Source organism: Marinobacterium nitratireducens (genome assembly GCF_014645375.1).
In the GTDB taxonomy this organism is placed as follows: domain Bacteria; phylum Pseudomonadota; class Gammaproteobacteria; order Pseudomonadales; family Balneatricaceae; genus Marinobacterium_A; species Marinobacterium_A nitratireducens.
Map to the genome: position 1 here is coordinate 150,475 of NZ_BMLT01000010.1, position 16,346 is coordinate 166,820.

The window sequence follows — 16,346 nt, forward strand, 5'->3', positions numbered from 1 at the left end:
CGCCACGAAAACCAATATATCTGCGCACCTGCGCCCGTTTGCGTGGCGTTAAGTGACATGCAATTGGGTAAGCAACCTAATTGCCACCCAAGTTAATAACAAACAGATCAAATGGGAAACAACTGTGGTAACGACTTCTAATAACAAATACAAACTTCTGCTCCTCAGCGCAGTATCCGCCCTGGTGGTAACGAACCCCGCCCTCGCAGCTATGGAGGTCACGGACAAGAGCACCCTCAACTTCGAGGGTTACATCAGAACCGGAATCGGCGTTTCCGACGGCGGCGAGGGGCAGGCCGAGTTTATGGCCCCGGGCGCGGCAACGAAATACCGGCTCGGCAACGAAGCCGATACCAACATAGAAATGGCGTTCAATTATCGCCATTATCTGGATGCCCAAAAAGCCGCGGAAGACCCGTCCGTTCAGGCCTATCTGATGCTCGATGGCTATACTAAGCGTGACAATGGATTGGATATTACTCTCGACCACGTCGCACAAGCCTATGTCAGCTTCGACAACTTTATTGGCGAAGGCGTCAAAGCCTGGGCCGGCCGTCGATACTACGATCGCCAGAGCATCCACATGACCGACCATTTCTGGCTGAACACCGGTCAGAACAGCCAGGCCGGCGCGGGCATCGAAGGCATCAAGCTCGGCGGTGCCGACTTCAGCGCAGCCATTATCCGCGCCGAGGACAACCAGGCGAATGACGCCATCGACTCCACCGGTCTCGACTTCAGACTGAAGAACATTGCGCTCAACGAAGGCGGAAACCTCAACTTCTGGGCCTACTACAACTCCAGGCCCGAAAACGAGACCGCCGGCCTCGACGATGAGTCCGGCTATGGCCTGGCCGCCTGGCACACCCAGTCACTGCTCGATGGCAGGGGCAGCAATACCATCCACGCCATTTACCGGGATGGCACCGCCGTGCCGCAGCACGGCTTCACGCCCAACCCGTTGATGAACAACGGTACCACCCTGGATATCAACACTTTCGAACTGGCAACGGACCTGGTGGTTTCCGCCACCGAGAACGTCGATGTCGGCTTTACCGCTCTCTACCGCACCACGGAAGAGGAAACCGCCGCCGGTACCACCACCACCGACTGGTACAGCATTGGCGTACGGCCTCAGATCGCCATGACCGAGCACCTGAGCTGGGTATTCGACCTGGGTTACGACCGGGTCGATAACGGTACTACCGATGCGGGACTGATGAAATCCACCGTGGCCTTCCAGATCGGGAAAGGCAAGGGCTACTGGTCGCGCCCTGTGCTGCGTGTTTTCGGCACCTACGCACAGTGGGGCGACGAGTTCGAGGGACAGGTAGGCGGCGACGTTTACGCAGACCGTACCGATGGCTGGACCACCGGCGTACAGACCGAATGGTGGTGGTAACGACCCCGACATAGCCATACCCCCCCTTCTTTCCTGGCAAAGGCGAAGCATCGCCGTTGCCAGGTTTTTTTTGTTCATCGCAGCTTAGCGTGAAACCACGGGCCAAAAGTAGGATGGGTGGAGCCGCATTGGCACCCCGCTTAACGCTCTCAGCGAGGATGACGCGGCGCAACCCATCAAGGCGTCGGTTACCTGCGCAGTGCCGATCCGACGCCCACGATGGGTTACGCCGCCGTTGAAGCCCGCTCCAGACACCAGCCTTGTGCTACTGGCGGCTAGCCCCATCCTACGGGCTTGCTCGGAAGTGGCCGCGGTGCCAGATGAGTTCGCCCGGAGACCGGGCTCCTACAATCCACTTACCGCTACAGATTATCGAGGCCCTTCTCGACCATCGCCACGGCGCGGAACATCGCCCGCCCCTTGTTCATGGTCTCGTCCCACTCGTTCTGCGGCACCGAATCGGCAACGATACCGGCGCCGGCCTGGATATGAAGGGTGTTGTCCTTGATCACCGCGGTGCGGATGGCAATGGCGGTATCCATGTTGCCGTTCCAGGACAGATAGCCGACCGCACCGCCGTAGACACCGCGTTTGACCGGCTCGAGCTCGTCGATGATCTCCATCGCCCGCACCTTGGGTGCGCCGCTGAGCGTACCCGCAGGATGGGTCGCACGCAGCACGTCCATCGCGCTGACGCCCTCGCGCAGCCGGCCATTGACGTTGGAGACGATGTGCATGACGTGGGAGTAACGCTCGATCACCATCTTTTCGGTCAGGCGTACTTCGCCGACACGGGCAACGCGGCCGATATCATTGCGACCCAGATCGATCAGCATCAGGTGCTCGGCCAGCTCCTTGGGATCGGCCAGCAGATCCTGCTCCAGCGCCAGGTCTTCTTCCTCGGTACGACCGCGCGGCCGGGTGCCGGCAATCGGCCTTACCGTGGCGACGCCGTCCTCGACCCGCGCCAGGATTTCCGGCGACGAACCGACCACGTGGAAGTCGTCCAGGTTCAGCAGATACATATACGGCGACGGGTTCAGGCAGCGCAGCGCGCGGTACAGGTCCAGCGGCCGGCTCTCGAACGGAATCGACATGCGCTGCGAGATCACCGTCTGCATCATGTCGCCGCTGAGAATGTATTCCTTGATCTTCGCCACGGCCTGCTTGAAGGCGTCTTCGCCGAAGCTGGATTTGAACTCGCTCTCGTCGACATGGCGCGCCGGTACGCCGCCGGGCTCCGCCGGGGTCGCAAACCGCAGTCTCGCCACCAGGGCGTCGAGGCGCTGATGCGCCTTGGCCAGTGCATCGTCCTCGGCCGGATCCGCAAGACAGATCAGGATCAGCTTGCCGCTGAGGTTGTCGAACACCACCAGCTCGTCCGAGACCATCAGCAGGATATCGGGTGTGCCGATCACGTCGGGCGGGGTCGACTGCGCCAGTCGCTTCTCCACGTAGCGCACGACATCGTAGCCGAAATAACCCACCAGACCGCCGTTGAAGCGCGGCAGGTGCGGCAGGTCCGGCACCCTGTAGCGGGCCTGGAACTGTTCGACGAAGTCCAGCGGATCCTCGACCTCGTGCTGTTCGACGACTTCGCCGTCGGTCAGGATCTCGATGCGGTGCTCGCGCACCTTCATCAGGGTGCGGCACGGTAGGCCGATGATGGAGTAGCGCCCCCACTTTTCGCCCCCCTCGACGGATTCGAAGAGATAGCTGTAGGGCGCATCGGCCAGTTTCATGTAGGTGGAAAGCGGGGTGTCGAGATCGGCCAGCACCTCGCGCATCACCGGGATTCGGTTGTACTGCTGGGCGGCCAGTTCGGAAAACTGTTCGGGCGTCATGTCGCGGCCTCGTCAAGAATCGGAATAAAAGTCCTGCAATTCGCGTGAATCAGGGACGCCATCGCCATCGCTCGCCGACCAGGACGCAGCGCAGATGGATACCGATTTTGATAGAGAGTCGCTTCACGGCTAAAAGGGCCAGTCAAATCATTGGGTTGGGACTACACGATATAGCAGGCCACCGGCTAGAGCAACTGATCGAGACGCTGCACCAGCAGGTCCGGGCAGCTGTCCTCGATGGCGACACCATGATTGTAGCCATAGGGTACCGCGGCCACCGGGCAGCCCGCGGCACGCGCGGCTTTCACATCGTTGCTCGAGTCCCCGACCATCAAGGTGGTGCAGGGGCTGGCGCCGCACTGCTCGATGGCGCTCAGCAGCATGGCCGGATCGGGTTTGCGTGTCGGCAGGCTGTCGCCGCCAAGGACCACGCTGAAGTGGTGCGACAGGCCGAAACCCTCGAGCATCGGCGTGGTGAAGCGCATCGGCTTGTTGGTCGCCACACCCAGCACAATGCCGCGGGCGGCAAGTCCGTCGAGGCATTCCCGCACCCCGGGATACAGACGGCTCTGGTCGGCGGTGGCCTCGGCGTAGAATTCGAGAAACAGGCCATAGGCCTTGTCGAACACTTCATCCGAAGCCGGCGGCCGCCCATTGCCCGTCTCAAGAGCGCCGGTCAGCGCGCGCTGCACCAGCACCGCAGCGCCGTTGCCGACCCAGTTCCGCACCCGGTCGACTCCGGCTTGCGGGCGGCCCAGCGCCGCCAGCATGCGATCCACCGCCTGCGCCAGATCGGGAACACTGTCGACCAGGGTGCCGTCGAGATCGAACAGCACCAGCTGCGGGTCGCGGCCTTCGAACAGACGGCGCATCAGGCTTTCGCCAGTTCGGAACGCATGGCGTCGATGGTGGCCCTGTAGTCATCGGTATTGAAGATCGCGGAACCTGCGACGAAGGTGTCGGCGCCGGCTCTGGCGATCTCGGCGATATTGCCGACGCCCACCCCGCCGTCGACCTCGAGTCGGATATCCAGGCCGCTGGCGTCAATGCGCTCGCGCACCTGACGCAGCTTGTCCAGCGTCGACGGAATGAACTTCTGGCCGCCGAAGCCCGGGTTCACGCTCATCAGCAGGATCATGTCGAGCCGGTCCATGACGTGGTCGAGGTAATGCAACGGCGTCGCCGGATTGAAGACCAGGCCGGCCTTGCAACCGCCGTCGCGGATCATCTGCAGCGAGCGGTCGATATGCTCGGAGGCTTCCGGGTGGAAAGTGATGAAGGTGGCGCCGGCGTCGATGAAGTCGCCAATCATCCGGTCCACCGGCTTGACCATCAGGTGCACGTCGATCGGCGCCTCGATGCCGTGCTTGCGCAGCGCCTTGCAGACCATCGGTCCGATGGTGAGGTTGGGCACGTAGTGGTTGTCCATCACGTCGAAGTGCACGATATCGGCGCCGGCCGCCAGCACGTTCTCGACTTCCTCGCCCAGACGGGCAAAGTCGGCGGACAGGATGGACGGGGCAATCTTGTAGTCGGCCATTGGGGGACTCTTTTAAGCTCTAGTATCGACAGCGCAATATTGTAGCCGAGCCGCCCCTTGCCTGCGACCGGCGAGTTCTGAATAATCCGGACATGCATCGGATAATGCGCTCTCTCGCCCAGCCGCTTCTCGTCTCGAGTCTGACCCTCGCGTCCGCGCTCGCCCAGGGCGCAGCCTCCGACGCCCTGCCCGCCATGGGCGGCGAAGCGGCGCCGCGCAGCCGGGTGGAGCCCGAACCCCAGCTGGAGCGCATGGAGGCTCTGGCGCGGCAGCTCGCGCCGGGCACCGAGGCGGTTTGGCTGGAAACCAACAGCGACCGAACCCTGACGCTGTACTATCCGGCCGCACAGCCGGAGCCCCACGGCGCCCTGATTCTGCTGCCGGACGCCAATCATCACCCCGACTGGCCGACCGACCTGCATCCGCTGCGCACCGGCCTTGCCGATCAGGGCTGGGACACCCTGGCGGTATCGCTGCCACGGCCACCACGCCCGTCAGTACCGGAACGCACTGCGCCCGCAACCTCCGCTTCGGCGGCCACCGGCAGCTCGCTGACAGCGGGCGCCGCCGACACCATGGAGACGCCGCTGGAAAGCTACGGCGAACGGGTGATGAAAATCTGCGAGGCGGCGATGCGCCACCTGGAATCCCGCGGGCGCAGTTACCTGATCCTTCTGGGCAGCGGTAGCGGTGCCGGCTGGGCGGCGCGCTGCGCCGGGGAGTTTCAGCAGCAGCGAGAGCTTGGCCTGGTCCTGCTCGACGCCCGCCCGGATGACTCGCCGGGCGCTCCCGACCTGACCACCCTGCTGCCGCAACTGACGCTGCCGGTGCTGGACCTTTACCGCCCCCCCGCAACCGGCGCCCCGATCGGGGAACAGGCCAGGCTGCGCGCCCGCACGGCATCCAGGGACGCGCTCGAAAACTATCACCAGAGCCGCCTGCCGGCGCATATGCCCGACAGCGACTGGCTGGTAAGAGAGGTACGGGGACGCATCGAGCGCTACCTGATGCCGACCGAAGCGCCGGAGGAAACCGCCCCCAAACCGACCGCCGACCAGCGGCCGGGGGGATAAGCGCAGGAACAACGGTCGTAGCCGTGCCAGGCTCCGGCCCCGTAGGAGCTCGCTCCGAGAGCGATTGCCTGCGGTGCCGGAATTGGCCTATTCGCCGCGGGGCGCGGCTCCTACGAAACTCCGGCGCCCGGCAATGAGCTCCGCAGCGCCCGGTACGCTGCACGACCGTAGGAGCGGCGCCCCGCCGCGAACCCAGGGTTAAGGTTTCCACCGGTCTGACAGCTCATTCGCTGCGGGGGCGCAGCTCCTACGGGCAAGGGTTCACGCCGCCTTGCGCGCGTCCTTGATGCGATCGTAAGCGGCCTGGATCTCCTGGGTCTTTTCCTTCGCCAGCTGCATCATCTCCTCGGGCAGCCCCTTGGCCACCAGCTTGTCCGGATGGTGCTGGCTCATCAGACGGCGGTAAGCCTTTTTCACCTCGGCGTCGGAGGCCGACTCGTCGACACCGAGCACGCCATAGGCATCCTTCAGCATACGCGGGTCGTTGTAACCCGGCGGCTGCTGATGGGAATGAAAGCTATGCTCCTCGAACGCCTGCTGCGCCTGCATCCGCGCCACCAGCGCGGCAACTTCGCGCTCGGTCATCATCAGCAACTGGCAGACCTGGCGGATAATGGCAAGCTCCGCCTGGCTGATTTCACCGTCGGACATCGCCGCCTGCAGCTGCACCTCCACGAACATCAGTTTCAGCGGCGCGTGATAGCGGATCATGGCCGCCAGCGGCCGCAGCACCTCGGCGATGTCGTAGTCTTCCCGCTTGCCTTCGGTGAACAGCTCGATCGCTTCCTGACGACGGCGCTCGTCGAGGTTCATGCGCGTCATCACCGCGCGGGCGTACTGGATCTCATTTTCGCTGACACGCCCGTCCGCCTTGGCGATCTTGCCCATCACCGCGAAGGTGGCGCGGAAAAAAGCCTCGCGGGGATTCAGTTTTCGGACCGCGCCCTTGAGCCAGCGATCGATCATGAAACCGATGCCGCCGCCCAGCACCAGTCCGAACAGGCCTCCGCTGATCAGGCCGATCAGTCCACCAATCACCAGCCCGGTGCGATGTTCCCGCAGCGTCTGCCCCAGTCCTGCTCCGAATTGCTCCGGATTAATCGCCATAAACGCGTTTCTCCCTAGGATCTGTTGACGTTTGTGGATCTATCCCAGACCCTCAGATCCCTGTCAACTTGCCTGAGCCGCTCCACCGTGCCCACATCGACCCAGTAGCCCTTGTAACGTTCGCCGCTCACTTCGCCGGCGGCCATGGCCCTTCGCAGCAGCGGCGCCAGCGCGAAAGCACCCGGCTCGCAACCTTCGAACAGGCGTGGCGACAGCACACTGACCCCGGAAAACGTATGACGTTCAGCCCCCTCCTGCAGCACCCTGCCATCCCGCAGCGCGAAGTCGCCCTGCGGATGCTGCGGCGGATTGTCGACCAGCACCAGGTGCGCCTGGCCGTCAAGGCGGCGCGGCAGGCGCGCAAACGGATAATCGGTGAAGACGTCGCCGTTGACCACCGCGAAGGGTTCGCCCTGTGGCGACAGCCAGTCAAGCACGCGGAAGATGCCGCCGCCGGTCTCCAGCGGCTCGCCTTCGGCGGAATAGCGAATGCGCACGCCGAAACGCTTGCCGTCGCCGAGAAAGGCCTCGACCTGATCGCCCAGCCAGGCATGATTGATCAGCAGCTCGCTGAACCCCGCCGCCGCCAGTCGCTCGACATGGTACTGAATCAGCGCCTTGCCTCCGACCTGCAACAGCGGCTTGGGCGTGGTCAGCGTCAGCGGGCGCATGCGCGTGCCGAGACCGGCCGCTAGTATCATCGCCCTCATCCGCGCAGCCACCGTTGCAGATCGGCCGGATCGAAGTGTCCGGTGGTTTTCATCGCCGGCACCACGCGCTTTTTCAGCCAGGTATTGACGCGATCGAGCTGCGGATACTGGCCCGCCACCTGAAAGATGTAGCCCAGGGTGCGCGGAATATCGGCCAGGTATGCGGGCTTGCCGTCACGCAGCTTGAGCCGTGCGAATATGCCGACCGCCTTAAGGTGGCGCTGCATGCCCATCAGGTCGAACCAGGTGCGAAAGATCTCTTCGTTATAGCCGTCGATCATCCCGGCGCTGACCAGCGACTGACCGAACCTCGCCATCAGACCGTACACCAGGTCGTCGGGCCAGCGGATGTAGCAGTCGCGCAGCAGCGAGACCAGGTCGTAGGTCACGGGACCGATGACGGCGCCCTGGAAGTCGATCACCCCCGGGGTGCGCTCGCGGCTGAGCAGCAGATTGCGCGAATGGAAGTCCCGGTGCACGCAGACCTGCGGCTGCGCCAGCGCGGAATCCGCGAGCTCTTCGAACAGCTGGTCCAGCAGTTCCTGTTCGGCATCGGACAACACCAGCCCGAGCAGCTGTTCGATGAACCACTGGCGGAAGATCTCCATTTCGGTGCTGAGCATCTCCCGGTCGTAATGGGGCAGTTCGACGCCGCGCTCCAGGGTACGACACTGCTGGATATGACTCAGCGAAACCAGTGCCTTGCCGTAGAGCTCCGGAGCGTTGTGCTCATTGAGCACATCGAGATAGAGGGTATCGCCAAGATCGGACTGCAGCATGAAGCCGTGCTTGAGGTCACAGGCGTGTATGCGCGGCACATGGATATCGAGCGGCGCCCAGGCCCGGGCGATGGCGACGAACTGGGCGCTATCTTCGGTGGCAGGCGGCGCATCGACGGCGATCCAGGTCATGTTGTGACTGTGTACGCGGAAATAGCGACGAAAGCTCGCATCCCCCGAAACCGGCGTAAGACGCCAGTCCGGTGCCAGATCGATCCCCAGCTGTACGAAAGCCCGTTCCACCCAGCTATGCAGGTCGGTCAGTCGCTGGTCCATGCTTCAGTTCCTCATAGAGTTGAGTTGACAGTGAACAGTGTTCAGTCAACGGCGGGGCCACCCGCTTCTACCGCTGACAGTTTACTGAAGACCCGCTGTCACTGTTTCAGGTAATCCTCAGTGCCCCGCCGGCCGCGGCCGGATACCGGAAATCCTTCATGCATTATCCGGGGCGATGTTTTATCATTCCCGGTTCCACTACGCCCAGGATCTCACAGAGTTCCGCGCCCCTATGGTACCGGGGTTTGGCGACAAACAGGAACCCGCGCTCACAGGCTTGCAACTGGATGTGACCGAATGCCCTTCACAAGACGCTCCGCCTACAAACTTTCCCTGGCGATCTCAGCCGCACTGCTGTCCCAACTGAGTGCTGCCGAGACTCCGACCGGCAGCTGGAGCTGCGTCGCGACGGAGGACGGCCAGTGGGATTGCGGCGGCCCCGCGCCGGTCGCGCCGACACCATCCGCGCCCCGTGTCCCGGCTGCGGCCGGCGGCGATGAAACCGGGTCTGCGCGCCTGGCAGCCCCGACCGCTTTGCCAGCGGACGGTGCTGCAGCAGCCTCCCCCGGGCTCGATGCCGCGACGACAGGCGCAGACGACGGGCAAGCCGGCGCCGCCCTGCCGGCACCCGAAACGCCGGCGACAACAGCCGCCGCTGAGCGAAGCCTGACCGATGTCGACGAGGAAACCGCGGCCGACAACCCCTACGCGCACCTCGACTGGTACCCCTATCCGGAGGGTGAACAGCCGGGCCTGTGCCGGGGCCGCTACATCCAGCCACAGCTGGAATTCAGCGATAGCGGCATTCCGTTCAACCTGCAGCCGGTGCTGATCGCTGCGGCCAGCTCCCAGAGCGAGCTCGGCGGCCTGACCCAGCTTGACGGCGGCGTCGAGCTCAGCCAGGGCGGGCGCCAGCTCAGCGCCGAATACGCCGAATTCGACCAGCTCACGCAGCTGATCCGTCTCGAAGGGCGCGTGCGTTACCGCGAGCGTGGCGTGCTGCTGCTCAGCGACGCCGCCCAGACCAACCTCAACAACCTCGAGACCATTTTCTCCCAGTCGCAGTACGTGCTGCACCCACAGCATGCGCGCGGTTACGCCGAACGCATCCTGCGTCTGGAAGACGGCCGCATTCGTATCGAAGACGGGGCCTACACCCAGTGCGAGCCGGGCAGCAACAGCTGGCGCCTGGCTGCCGACAGCATCACCCTCAACACCGAAACCGGTTTCGGCGAAGCCCGCGGCGCCACCCTCGAGGTGCTCGATACCCCGGTGCTGTACGTGCCCTGGTTCTATTTCCCGATCGATGACCGCCGTGTGTCCGGTTTCCTGTACCCGTCGATCAACTACTCCAGCAGCTCGGGCCTGGACCTGGCGGTGCCGTACTACTTCAACCTGGCGCCGAACTTCGACGATACCCTGACGCCGCGCATCATCACCGAACACGGTCTGATGCTGGAAAACGAGTTCCGCTATCTCAACCGCTGGTCGCACAACGTGCTCAGCAACGCCATTCTGGTGGACGACGACGAAACCGGCGACAACCGCTGGCTGCTGGGCTTCGACCACGAGGGCCAGCCCTGGAAGGGCTGGGAGAGCTTCGTCGACTACACCGCGGTCAGCGACAATGACTACTTCGACGACCTGGACCCGACCAATCTTGAGATCGGCTACCGCAGCCACCTGAACAAGCTCGGCGAGCTGCGCTACGAGGCGCCGGACTGGAGCTTCACGGCCCGGGCCCATAGCTACCAGACCCTGTCCGATGACGACAAGTCGCCTTACCGCCGTCTGCCGCAGTTCCTGCTCGAAGGCGACGCTCCGGGCCTGCCCGGTGGCCTTGACGCCAGCTACATCGCCGAATACGTTCACTTCGACCGCGACGACGAGGACCCGCTGCTGACCGCGTTCGAGCGAATGCAGGGCGACCGCGTGCACCTGCGCCCCGGCATCAGTCTGCCACTGGCCAACAACTGGGGTTATCTCAAGCCGTCGCTCAGCATCTGGGCCACCCAGTATCAGCTCGACAACGCGCCCCCCGGATTCGATGACAAGCCGACCGTCACCACCACCGTGGCGAGCCTGGACTCGGGTCTTGTCTTCGAGCGCGAGGCGGTCTTTGGCGACAACCGCTACCGGCAGACACTGGAGCCGCGCGCCTTCTACCTGAATGTACCGCAAGAGGATCAGGACGATATTCCGGCGTTCGATACCTCGGAACTCGACTTCCGTTACGACAGTCTTTTCCGGGAGAACCGCTTCAGCGGACGCGACCGCATCGGCGACGCCAACCAGCTGAGCCTCGGCATCGCCAGCCGCTTCTACGAAGACAGCGGACTGGAGCGATTCAGTGTGGCGCTGGGCCAGGCGCTCTACTTCGACGACCGCGAGGTACAGCTGGTGAGCGAAGACAACCCCACACCGGAAACGCAGACCGAAAGCCGTTCCAACTACGCCTTCACCGCGAACTGGACCCTCACCGAGGATCTGCGCCTGAACCATGACAGCGAGTGGGACCAGGACAGCTTCGGTTCGGTGGCGCACAACTATCGCGTGACCTTCTCGCCGAAGGACGACCGCATGCTGTACGGCGCTTACCGCCAGCGCGACGACGTGCGCGAGCAGATGGATGTCGGCATGCGCTGGCCGCTGACCCAGGAATGGAACATGCTGGCGCGCTGGCGCCAGGACCTGGACCGCAGCGATACGCTTGACGCCCTGGTGGGCCTGGAATACAAGGACTGCTGCTGGAAGGTCCGCTTCGGATACCGTCAGTGGCTGAAGGATGACGACGGCGATCGCGTCGAGGACGAAGCGGTGCTGGTGCAGTTCGTACTGCGCGGCCTGGGGTCGGTGGGCGACGACGAAACCACCCAGTTCATTACAGAAATTACCGGATTTGACGAGGGGAAGGATGAAGAGTTTTAAGCGAAACGTGCGTCGGTGCATACTACCGCTGCTGTCCGTCGTAATGTTGAGCACCAGCGTGCAGGCCGAGGTGGTGCCGCTTGACCACATCGTCGCCATCGTCAATGACGACATCATCATGCAGAGCGAACTGGACAACCGTACCGCCCTGGTGCGCTCGCAGCTGGCCGCCAACCAGACCCGGCTGCCGCCCGACTCGGTCTTGCGCAACCAGGTGCTCGACCGCCTGATTCTCGACAGCATCCAGCTGCAGATCGCCGACGAACAGGGCATCAAGGTCTCCGACCGCCAGCTCAACGAGGCGCTCGAGCAGATCGCCAGCCGCAACGGCATGACGCTGGAGCAGTTCCGCGAAGCGCTGATCGCCGAAGGCCAGGACTACGCCAGCGCCCGCGAGCAGATCCGCAACGAGCTGCTGCTGAGCCAGGTGCAGCAGAGCAACGTCAACCGCCGGATTCGCGTATCCGAGCAGGAAGTGCAGAACTTCCTCGACTCCGAGCAGGGCCAGCAGACGGGCAGCCCCGACTACCTGCTGAGCAACATCCTGGTCGCGGTGCCGGATCAGGCCACGCCTGAAATGCTCAAGCGCGCCGAAACCAAGGCCATTGATATCTACCGGCAGCTTCAGGGCGGCGCCAACTTCGCCGAAACCGCGGTGGCCAATTCCAACGCCCAGAATGCCCTCAACGGCGGCGACCTGGGCTGGCGCAAGGCCTCGGAACTGCCGGAAGTGATCGCCACCATCGCCGGCACGCTCGACAAGGGCGAGTTCAGCAAGCCGGTGCGCATCGCCTCCGGCTACATCATCGTGCAACTGCGCGACCGCCGTGGCAGCCAGGGCACCCTGGTGCCGCAGACACTGGTCAGCCATATCCTGCTCAAGCCCACCGAAATTCGCAGCGACGCCCAGACCCGCGCGCTGGCGGACCAGCTGCGCTCGCGTCTGCTGGCCGGCGAATCGTTTGAGCAGCTGGCGCGCCAGTACAGCGACGACACCGGCAGCGGCTCCCTCGGCGGCGACCTGTCCTGGACCCAGGCGGGCCAGATGGTGCCGGAGTTCGAGCAGGTGATGAACGAAACCGCCACCGGCGAGATCAGCGAACCTTTCGAGTCCCGCTTTGGCTGGCACATTCTCTGGGTCCGCGACCGCCGTACCCAGGACATGAGCGAGGAGATGCGCGAAAACAGTGCCCGTTTCAGCATCCGCCAGCGCAAATACAACGAAGAGCTGACCAGCTGGCTGCGGGAGATCCGTTCCCAGGCCTATGTCGAGCTCAAGAACTGAGGATGCGAACATGAGTGCGCAAGGCTCAGCCGTCCGTCGTCTGGCGCTTACGCCGGGCGAGCCCGCCGGCATCGGTCCGGACCTCTGCATCCAGATCGCGCAGGTCACCCAGAAGCACCAACTGGTCGCGATATGCGACCCGGACCTGCTGCGCCGGCGCGCCGAACAGCTGCACCTGCCGCTGTCGATCGAGCTGTTCGACCCCGACGAAGCGCCCTGCCCCAGCCCGCCCCGCACGCTCAAGGTACTGCCGGTGGAACTGGCGGCGACCTGCCTGCCGGGACAACTCGACCCGCGCAATGCCCGCTACGTGCTGCGCACCCTCGAAGTCGCCGTGCACGGCTGCCAGCAGGGTCTGTTCGAGGCCCTGGTGACGGCGCCGGTGCACAAAGGCGTGATCAACGACGCCGGCATAGCGTTCAGCGGCCACACCGAGCTGCTCGAGCAGCTCACCGGCAGCGACAAGGTGGTGATGATGCTGGCCACCGACGGACTGAGAGTCGCACTGGCGACCACCCACCTGCCGCTGCGCGCCGTACCCGACGCCATCACCGCACCGCTGCTGCGCGAGGTGATCGGGGTACTGCACGGCGAGCTGAAACGCTCCTTCGGCATCGAAAGTCCGCGCATTCTGGTGGCGGGACTGAATCCCCACGCCGGCGAGGGCGGCCATATGGGACGCGAAGAGATCGAAGTGATCGAGCCCCTGCTCGCGGAGCTGCGCCAGCAGGGCATGCAGCTGAACGGACCGCTGCCCGCGGATACCCTCTTCACCGAAAAGTATCTGAGCCAGGCCGACGCCGTGCTGGCGATGTACCACGACCAGGGCCTGCCGGTGCTCAAATACAAGGGCTTCGGCAACGCCGTCAACATCACTCTGGGCATGCCGATCGTGCGGACGTCCGTCGATCACGGTACCGCCCTTGACCTGGCCGGCAGCGGCAACGCCGACAGCGGCAGCCTGCAGACCGCCATCGACTGCGCGGCCGAGATGGCCCTGCACCGTCTTTCCGAGGACTCATGAGCAAGAAACCCGTCGGCCACAAGGCCCGCAAGCGCTTCGGCCAGAACTTCCTGCACGACGCCGGGGTGATCCGCCGCATCATTCGCTCCATCGCGCCGCGCGAGGGCGAACACCTGGTCGAGATCGGGCCCGGCCTCGGCGCCCTGACCGAAGAGCTGCTGGCCGAAGCCAAGGCCCTCGACGCGATCGAACTGGACCGCGACCTGATACCGGTGCTGCGCACCAAATTCTTCAACTACGGCGAGCGCTTTCGCATCTTCGAAACCGACGCCCTCAAGTTCGACTTCAGCGAGCTCAAGAACGACGACCGGCCGCTGCGCGTTGTCGGCAATCTGCCGTACAACATTTCCACGCCGCTGATCTTCCACCTGCTGAGCCACTCGGGCCTGATCCGGGACATGCACTTCATGCTGCAGAAGGAGGTCGTCGACCGCCTGGCTGCCGGGCCCGGCACCAGCGACTACGGCCGACTCGGCATCATGACGCAGTACCACTGCCGCGTCGATCCGCTGTTTATCGTGCCGCCGGGCGCCTTCAACCCGGCGCCGAAGGTGGACTCCGCCATCGTGCGGCTGACCCCTTACGACACCCTGCCCCACCCGGCCCGGGATGTCGCCATGCTCGAAACGGTGGTGCGCACCGCCTTCAGCCAGCGGCGCAAGACCCTGCGCAACAACCTCCGCAGCCTGCTGGAGGCCGCGGAACTGGAGACGCTGGGTATCGATCCGGGCCTGCGCCCCGAGCGACTAACGCTGGCAGAATTTGTTAAGATCAGCGATCACCTAAGCGACAGACAAGTAACGGAGCACAATGGAGCCGAGTAAATTGGGCGAGAATGTCCAGATCGACGTCACTACGAACTATCTCAGCGAGCAGTCGGACCCGGACAGCAAGCGCTTCGTGTTTTCGTACCACATCACCATCACCAACCACAACGAGTGCAGCGTGCAGCTGCTGAGCCGTCGCTGGCTCATCATCGACGGCAACGAGCACTCCCAGGAAGTCGTCGGCGAAGGCGTCGTCGGCGAACAGCCGCTGATCGAGCCCGGCGACAGCTACAGCTACACCAGCGGCACCGTGCTGGCGACCCATGTCGGCAGCATGCAGGGGCACTACCACATGCGCGATGCCGAGGGACTGGAGTTCGACGCACCGATCGCGCCCTTTACCCTGGCCCAGCCCAACGCGCTGCACTGAGCGGCGCTGTCATGGCCACCTACGCTATCGGTGACATCCAGGGTTGCTACGACCAGTTGCAGGAGCTGCTGGACCAAATCGGCTTCTGCGACTCGGACCGGCTCTGGCTGGCCGGCGACCTCGTGAACCGCGGCCCGAAATCGCTGGAAACCCTGCGTTTCGTCAAAAGCCTCGGCGATCGCGCCCAGGTGGTGCTGGGCAATCACGACCTGCACCTGCTGGCGATTCACTACGGCGTCACCCGCCCGCGCCGCAGCGATACCCTGAACGAAATCCTCGAAGCGCCGGACCGCGACGAACTGATGCACTGGCTGCGTCTGCAGCCGCTGCTGGTCCACGACCCCGAACTCGATTACGTCATGGTACACGCCGGAATTCCGCCGGCCTGGTCGCTGAAAAAAGCCTGCAAACGCGCCCAGGAGGTCGAACAGGTTCTGCGCAGCACCCTGGCACGGGAATTCTTCCAGCAGATGTACGGCAACGAACCGGATCACTGGTACCCGGGGCTCGAAGGCTGGGCCCGGCTGCGCGTCATCACCAACTACCTGACGCGCATGCGCTTCTGCGACGACAACGGCCGCCTGGACTTCAGCGCCAAGGGCGGGCTCGAGACACAGCCCCCGGGCTTCAGGCCCTGGTATGCCCACAAGCGCAGGGCCGACGAGGCGCGCATTATTTTCGGCCACTGGGCCGCGCTCGAGGGCGGCGCCTCCGATCATCGTCTGTTCTCGCTCGACACCGGCTGCGTCTGGGGCAACCGTCTGACCGCAATGCGCCTCGAAGACCAGGCGTTCTTCTCCTGCGACTGCAGCTGCAACCGCCGCGAGGACTCCAGCATTTCGTAGGATGACCGCCTGGGATGGCGGAAATCCTGATATTGCCGGGAGGATATTTCAGGGGGTGAAACGACGCCTGAGCACGGGACATCCGGTGCCGACAGTGAGTAGGATGGGTGGAGCCGCCACCTTGTTGGCCCACGGCCTGGCAGCGGACTCGACGGCGGTGTAACCCATCATGGTCCCGTAGGATGGGTGAAACGACGCCTAAGTAAGCACGGGACACTCGGTGCTGACAGGCTCAGGGCGTCGTGTAACCCATCAAGGCGTACTGACGAGGCATGTCCGTAGCCGGAATCATCGATGGGTTGCGCCGCAAATCCGCCGCTGCATTCCGGCAGCCCG

The 16,346-nt window shown here is 64.1% G+C and carries 14 protein-coding genes; 8 read left to right on the forward strand and 6 right to left on the reverse strand.

Going from position 1 to position 16,346, the window contains the following annotated elements:
* Positions 1-184: 184 nt before the first annotated feature.
* Entirely contained in the window at positions 185-1,402 is a 1,218-nt protein-coding gene (locus tag IEX85_RS18490) for a carbohydrate porin (protein WP_188862102.1), read from the forward strand.
* Positions 1,403-1,764: 362 nt separating this feature from the next.
* Here IEX85_RS18490 and trpE read toward each other — a convergent pair whose 3' ends face one another.
* From trpE to rpe, 3 genes are all read right to left on the reverse strand, one after another.
* Positions 1,765-3,246, reverse strand: coding sequence for an anthranilate synthase component I (gene trpE / locus IEX85_RS18495; protein WP_188862103.1), 1,482 nt, complete (start codon positions 3,244-3,246; stop codon positions 1,765-1,767).
* A gap of 185 nt (positions 3,247-3,431) precedes the next feature.
* Positions 3,432-4,118, reverse strand: coding sequence for a phosphoglycolate phosphatase (locus IEX85_RS18500; RefSeq protein WP_188862104.1), 687 nt, complete (start codon positions 4,116-4,118; stop codon positions 3,432-3,434).
* Positions 4,118-4,786 (reverse strand): ribulose-phosphate 3-epimerase, encoded by a 669-nt coding sequence (gene rpe, locus IEX85_RS18505; RefSeq protein WP_188862105.1) that lies wholly within the window; start codon positions 4,784-4,786, stop codon positions 4,118-4,120. Before rpe ends, IEX85_RS18500 begins: the two co-directional genes overlap by 1 nt.
* Positions 4,787-4,890: 104 nt before the next feature.
* Here rpe and IEX85_RS18510 point away from each other — a divergent pair, with 104 nt between their 5' ends.
* Positions 4,891-5,859 (forward strand): DUF3530 family protein, encoded by a 969-nt coding sequence (locus IEX85_RS18510; RefSeq protein WP_188862106.1) that lies wholly within the window; start codon positions 4,891-4,893, stop codon positions 5,857-5,859.
* A 261-nt stretch (positions 5,860-6,120) separates the two neighbouring features.
* On the opposite strand, the gene djlA is transcribed toward IEX85_RS18510, so the two are convergent.
* The 3 genes from djlA to IEX85_RS18525 are packed head-to-tail and all read right to left on the reverse strand — an operon-like array spanning position 6,121 to position 8,731.
* Positions 6,121-6,966: a co-chaperone DjlA gene (gene djlA / locus IEX85_RS18515; RefSeq protein ID WP_188862107.1), complete on the reverse strand. Its 846-nt coding sequence runs from the start codon at positions 6,964-6,966 to the stop codon at positions 6,121-6,123.
* A 14-nt stretch (positions 6,967-6,980) separates the two neighbouring features.
* Positions 6,981-7,667, reverse strand: a complete 687-nt coding sequence (gene murU, locus IEX85_RS18520; protein ID WP_308425662.1) for an N-acetylmuramate alpha-1-phosphate uridylyltransferase MurU — start codon at positions 7,665-7,667, stop codon at positions 6,981-6,983.
* A 5-nt stretch (positions 7,668-7,672) separates the two neighbouring features.
* Positions 7,673-8,731, reverse strand: a complete 1,059-nt coding sequence (locus tag IEX85_RS18525) for an aminoglycoside phosphotransferase family protein (protein ID WP_188862109.1) — start codon at positions 8,729-8,731, stop codon at positions 7,673-7,675.
* A 297-nt stretch (positions 8,732-9,028) separates the two neighbouring features.
* On the opposite strand from IEX85_RS18525, the gene IEX85_RS18530 reads away from it, so the two are divergent.
* The 6 genes from IEX85_RS18530 to IEX85_RS18555 are packed head-to-tail and all read left to right on the forward strand — an operon-like array spanning position 9,029 to position 16,010.
* Entirely contained in the window at positions 9,029-11,659 is a 2,631-nt protein-coding gene (locus IEX85_RS18530; protein WP_188862110.1) for an LPS-assembly protein LptD, read from the forward strand.
* A 43-nt stretch (positions 11,660-11,702) separates the two neighbouring features.
* Positions 11,703-12,944, forward strand: a complete 1,242-nt coding sequence (locus tag IEX85_RS18535; RefSeq protein ID WP_229722009.1) for a peptidylprolyl isomerase — start codon at positions 11,703-11,705, stop codon at positions 12,942-12,944.
* Between the two features lie 10 nt (positions 12,945-12,954).
* Complete coding sequence (gene pdxA / locus IEX85_RS18540) at positions 12,955-13,968, forward strand: 4-hydroxythreonine-4-phosphate dehydrogenase PdxA (protein WP_188862112.1); 1,014 nt, start codon at positions 12,955-12,957, stop codon at positions 13,966-13,968.
* Positions 13,965-14,792, forward strand: coding sequence for a 16S rRNA (adenine(1518)-N(6)/adenine(1519)-N(6))-dimethyltransferase RsmA (rsmA, locus tag IEX85_RS18545; RefSeq protein ID WP_188862113.1), 828 nt, complete (start codon positions 13,965-13,967; stop codon positions 14,790-14,792). The genes pdxA and rsmA overlap by 4 nt, the downstream gene beginning before the upstream one ends.
* The gene (gene apaG, locus IEX85_RS18550; RefSeq protein ID WP_188862114.1) at positions 14,779-15,165 is read left to right on the forward strand and encodes a Co2+/Mg2+ efflux facilitator ApaG/CorD; all 387 of its coding nucleotides are present in this window, start codon (positions 14,779-14,781) and stop codon (positions 15,163-15,165) included. Before rsmA ends, apaG begins: the two co-directional genes overlap by 14 nt.
* An 11-nt stretch (positions 15,166-15,176) precedes the next feature.
* Positions 15,177-16,010 (forward strand): symmetrical bis(5'-nucleosyl)-tetraphosphatase, encoded by an 834-nt coding sequence (locus IEX85_RS18555; protein WP_188862115.1) that lies wholly within the window; start codon positions 15,177-15,179, stop codon positions 16,008-16,010.
* Positions 16,011-16,346 lie beyond the last annotated feature (336 nt).

Bases quoted from the DNA above. Each gene is read 5' to 3' on its own strand.
- trpE (WP_188862103.1), bottom strand. From the start codon at position 3,246: ATGACGCCCGAACAGTTTTCCGAACTGGCCGCCCAGCAGTACAACCGA.
- IEX85_RS18500 (WP_188862104.1), bottom strand. From the start codon at position 4,118: ATGCGCCGTCTGTTCGAAGGCCGCGACCCGCAGCTGGTGCTGTTCGAT.
- rpe (WP_188862105.1), bottom strand. From the start codon at position 4,786: ATGGCCGACTACAAGATTGCCCCGTCCATCCTGTCCGCCGACTTTGCC.
- IEX85_RS18510 (WP_188862106.1), top strand. From the start codon at position 4,891: ATGCGCTCTCTCGCCCAGCCGCTTCTCGTCTCGAGTCTGACCCTCGCG.
- djlA (WP_188862107.1), bottom strand. From the start codon at position 6,966: ATGGCGATTAATCCGGAGCAATTCGGAGCAGGACTGGGGCAGACGCTG.
- murU (WP_308425662.1), bottom strand. From the start codon at position 7,667: ATGATACTAGCGGCCGGTCTCGGCACGCGCATGCGCCCGCTGACGCTG.
- IEX85_RS18525 (WP_188862109.1), bottom strand. From the start codon at position 8,731: ATGGACCAGCGACTGACCGACCTGCATAGCTGGGTGGAACGGGCTTTC.
- IEX85_RS18530 (WP_188862110.1), top strand. From the start codon at position 9,029: ATGCCCTTCACAAGACGCTCCGCCTACAAACTTTCCCTGGCGATCTCA.
- IEX85_RS18535 (WP_229722009.1), top strand. From the start codon at position 11,703: ATGTTGAGCACCAGCGTGCAGGCCGAGGTGGTGCCGCTTGACCACATC.
- pdxA (WP_188862112.1), top strand. From the start codon at position 12,955: ATGAGTGCGCAAGGCTCAGCCGTCCGTCGTCTGGCGCTTACGCCGGGC.
- rsmA (WP_188862113.1), top strand. From the start codon at position 13,965: ATGAGCAAGAAACCCGTCGGCCACAAGGCCCGCAAGCGCTTCGGCCAG.
- apaG (WP_188862114.1), top strand. From the start codon at position 14,779: ATGGAGCCGAGTAAATTGGGCGAGAATGTCCAGATCGACGTCACTACG.
- IEX85_RS18555 (WP_188862115.1), top strand. From the start codon at position 15,177: ATGGCCACCTACGCTATCGGTGACATCCAGGGTTGCTACGACCAGTTG.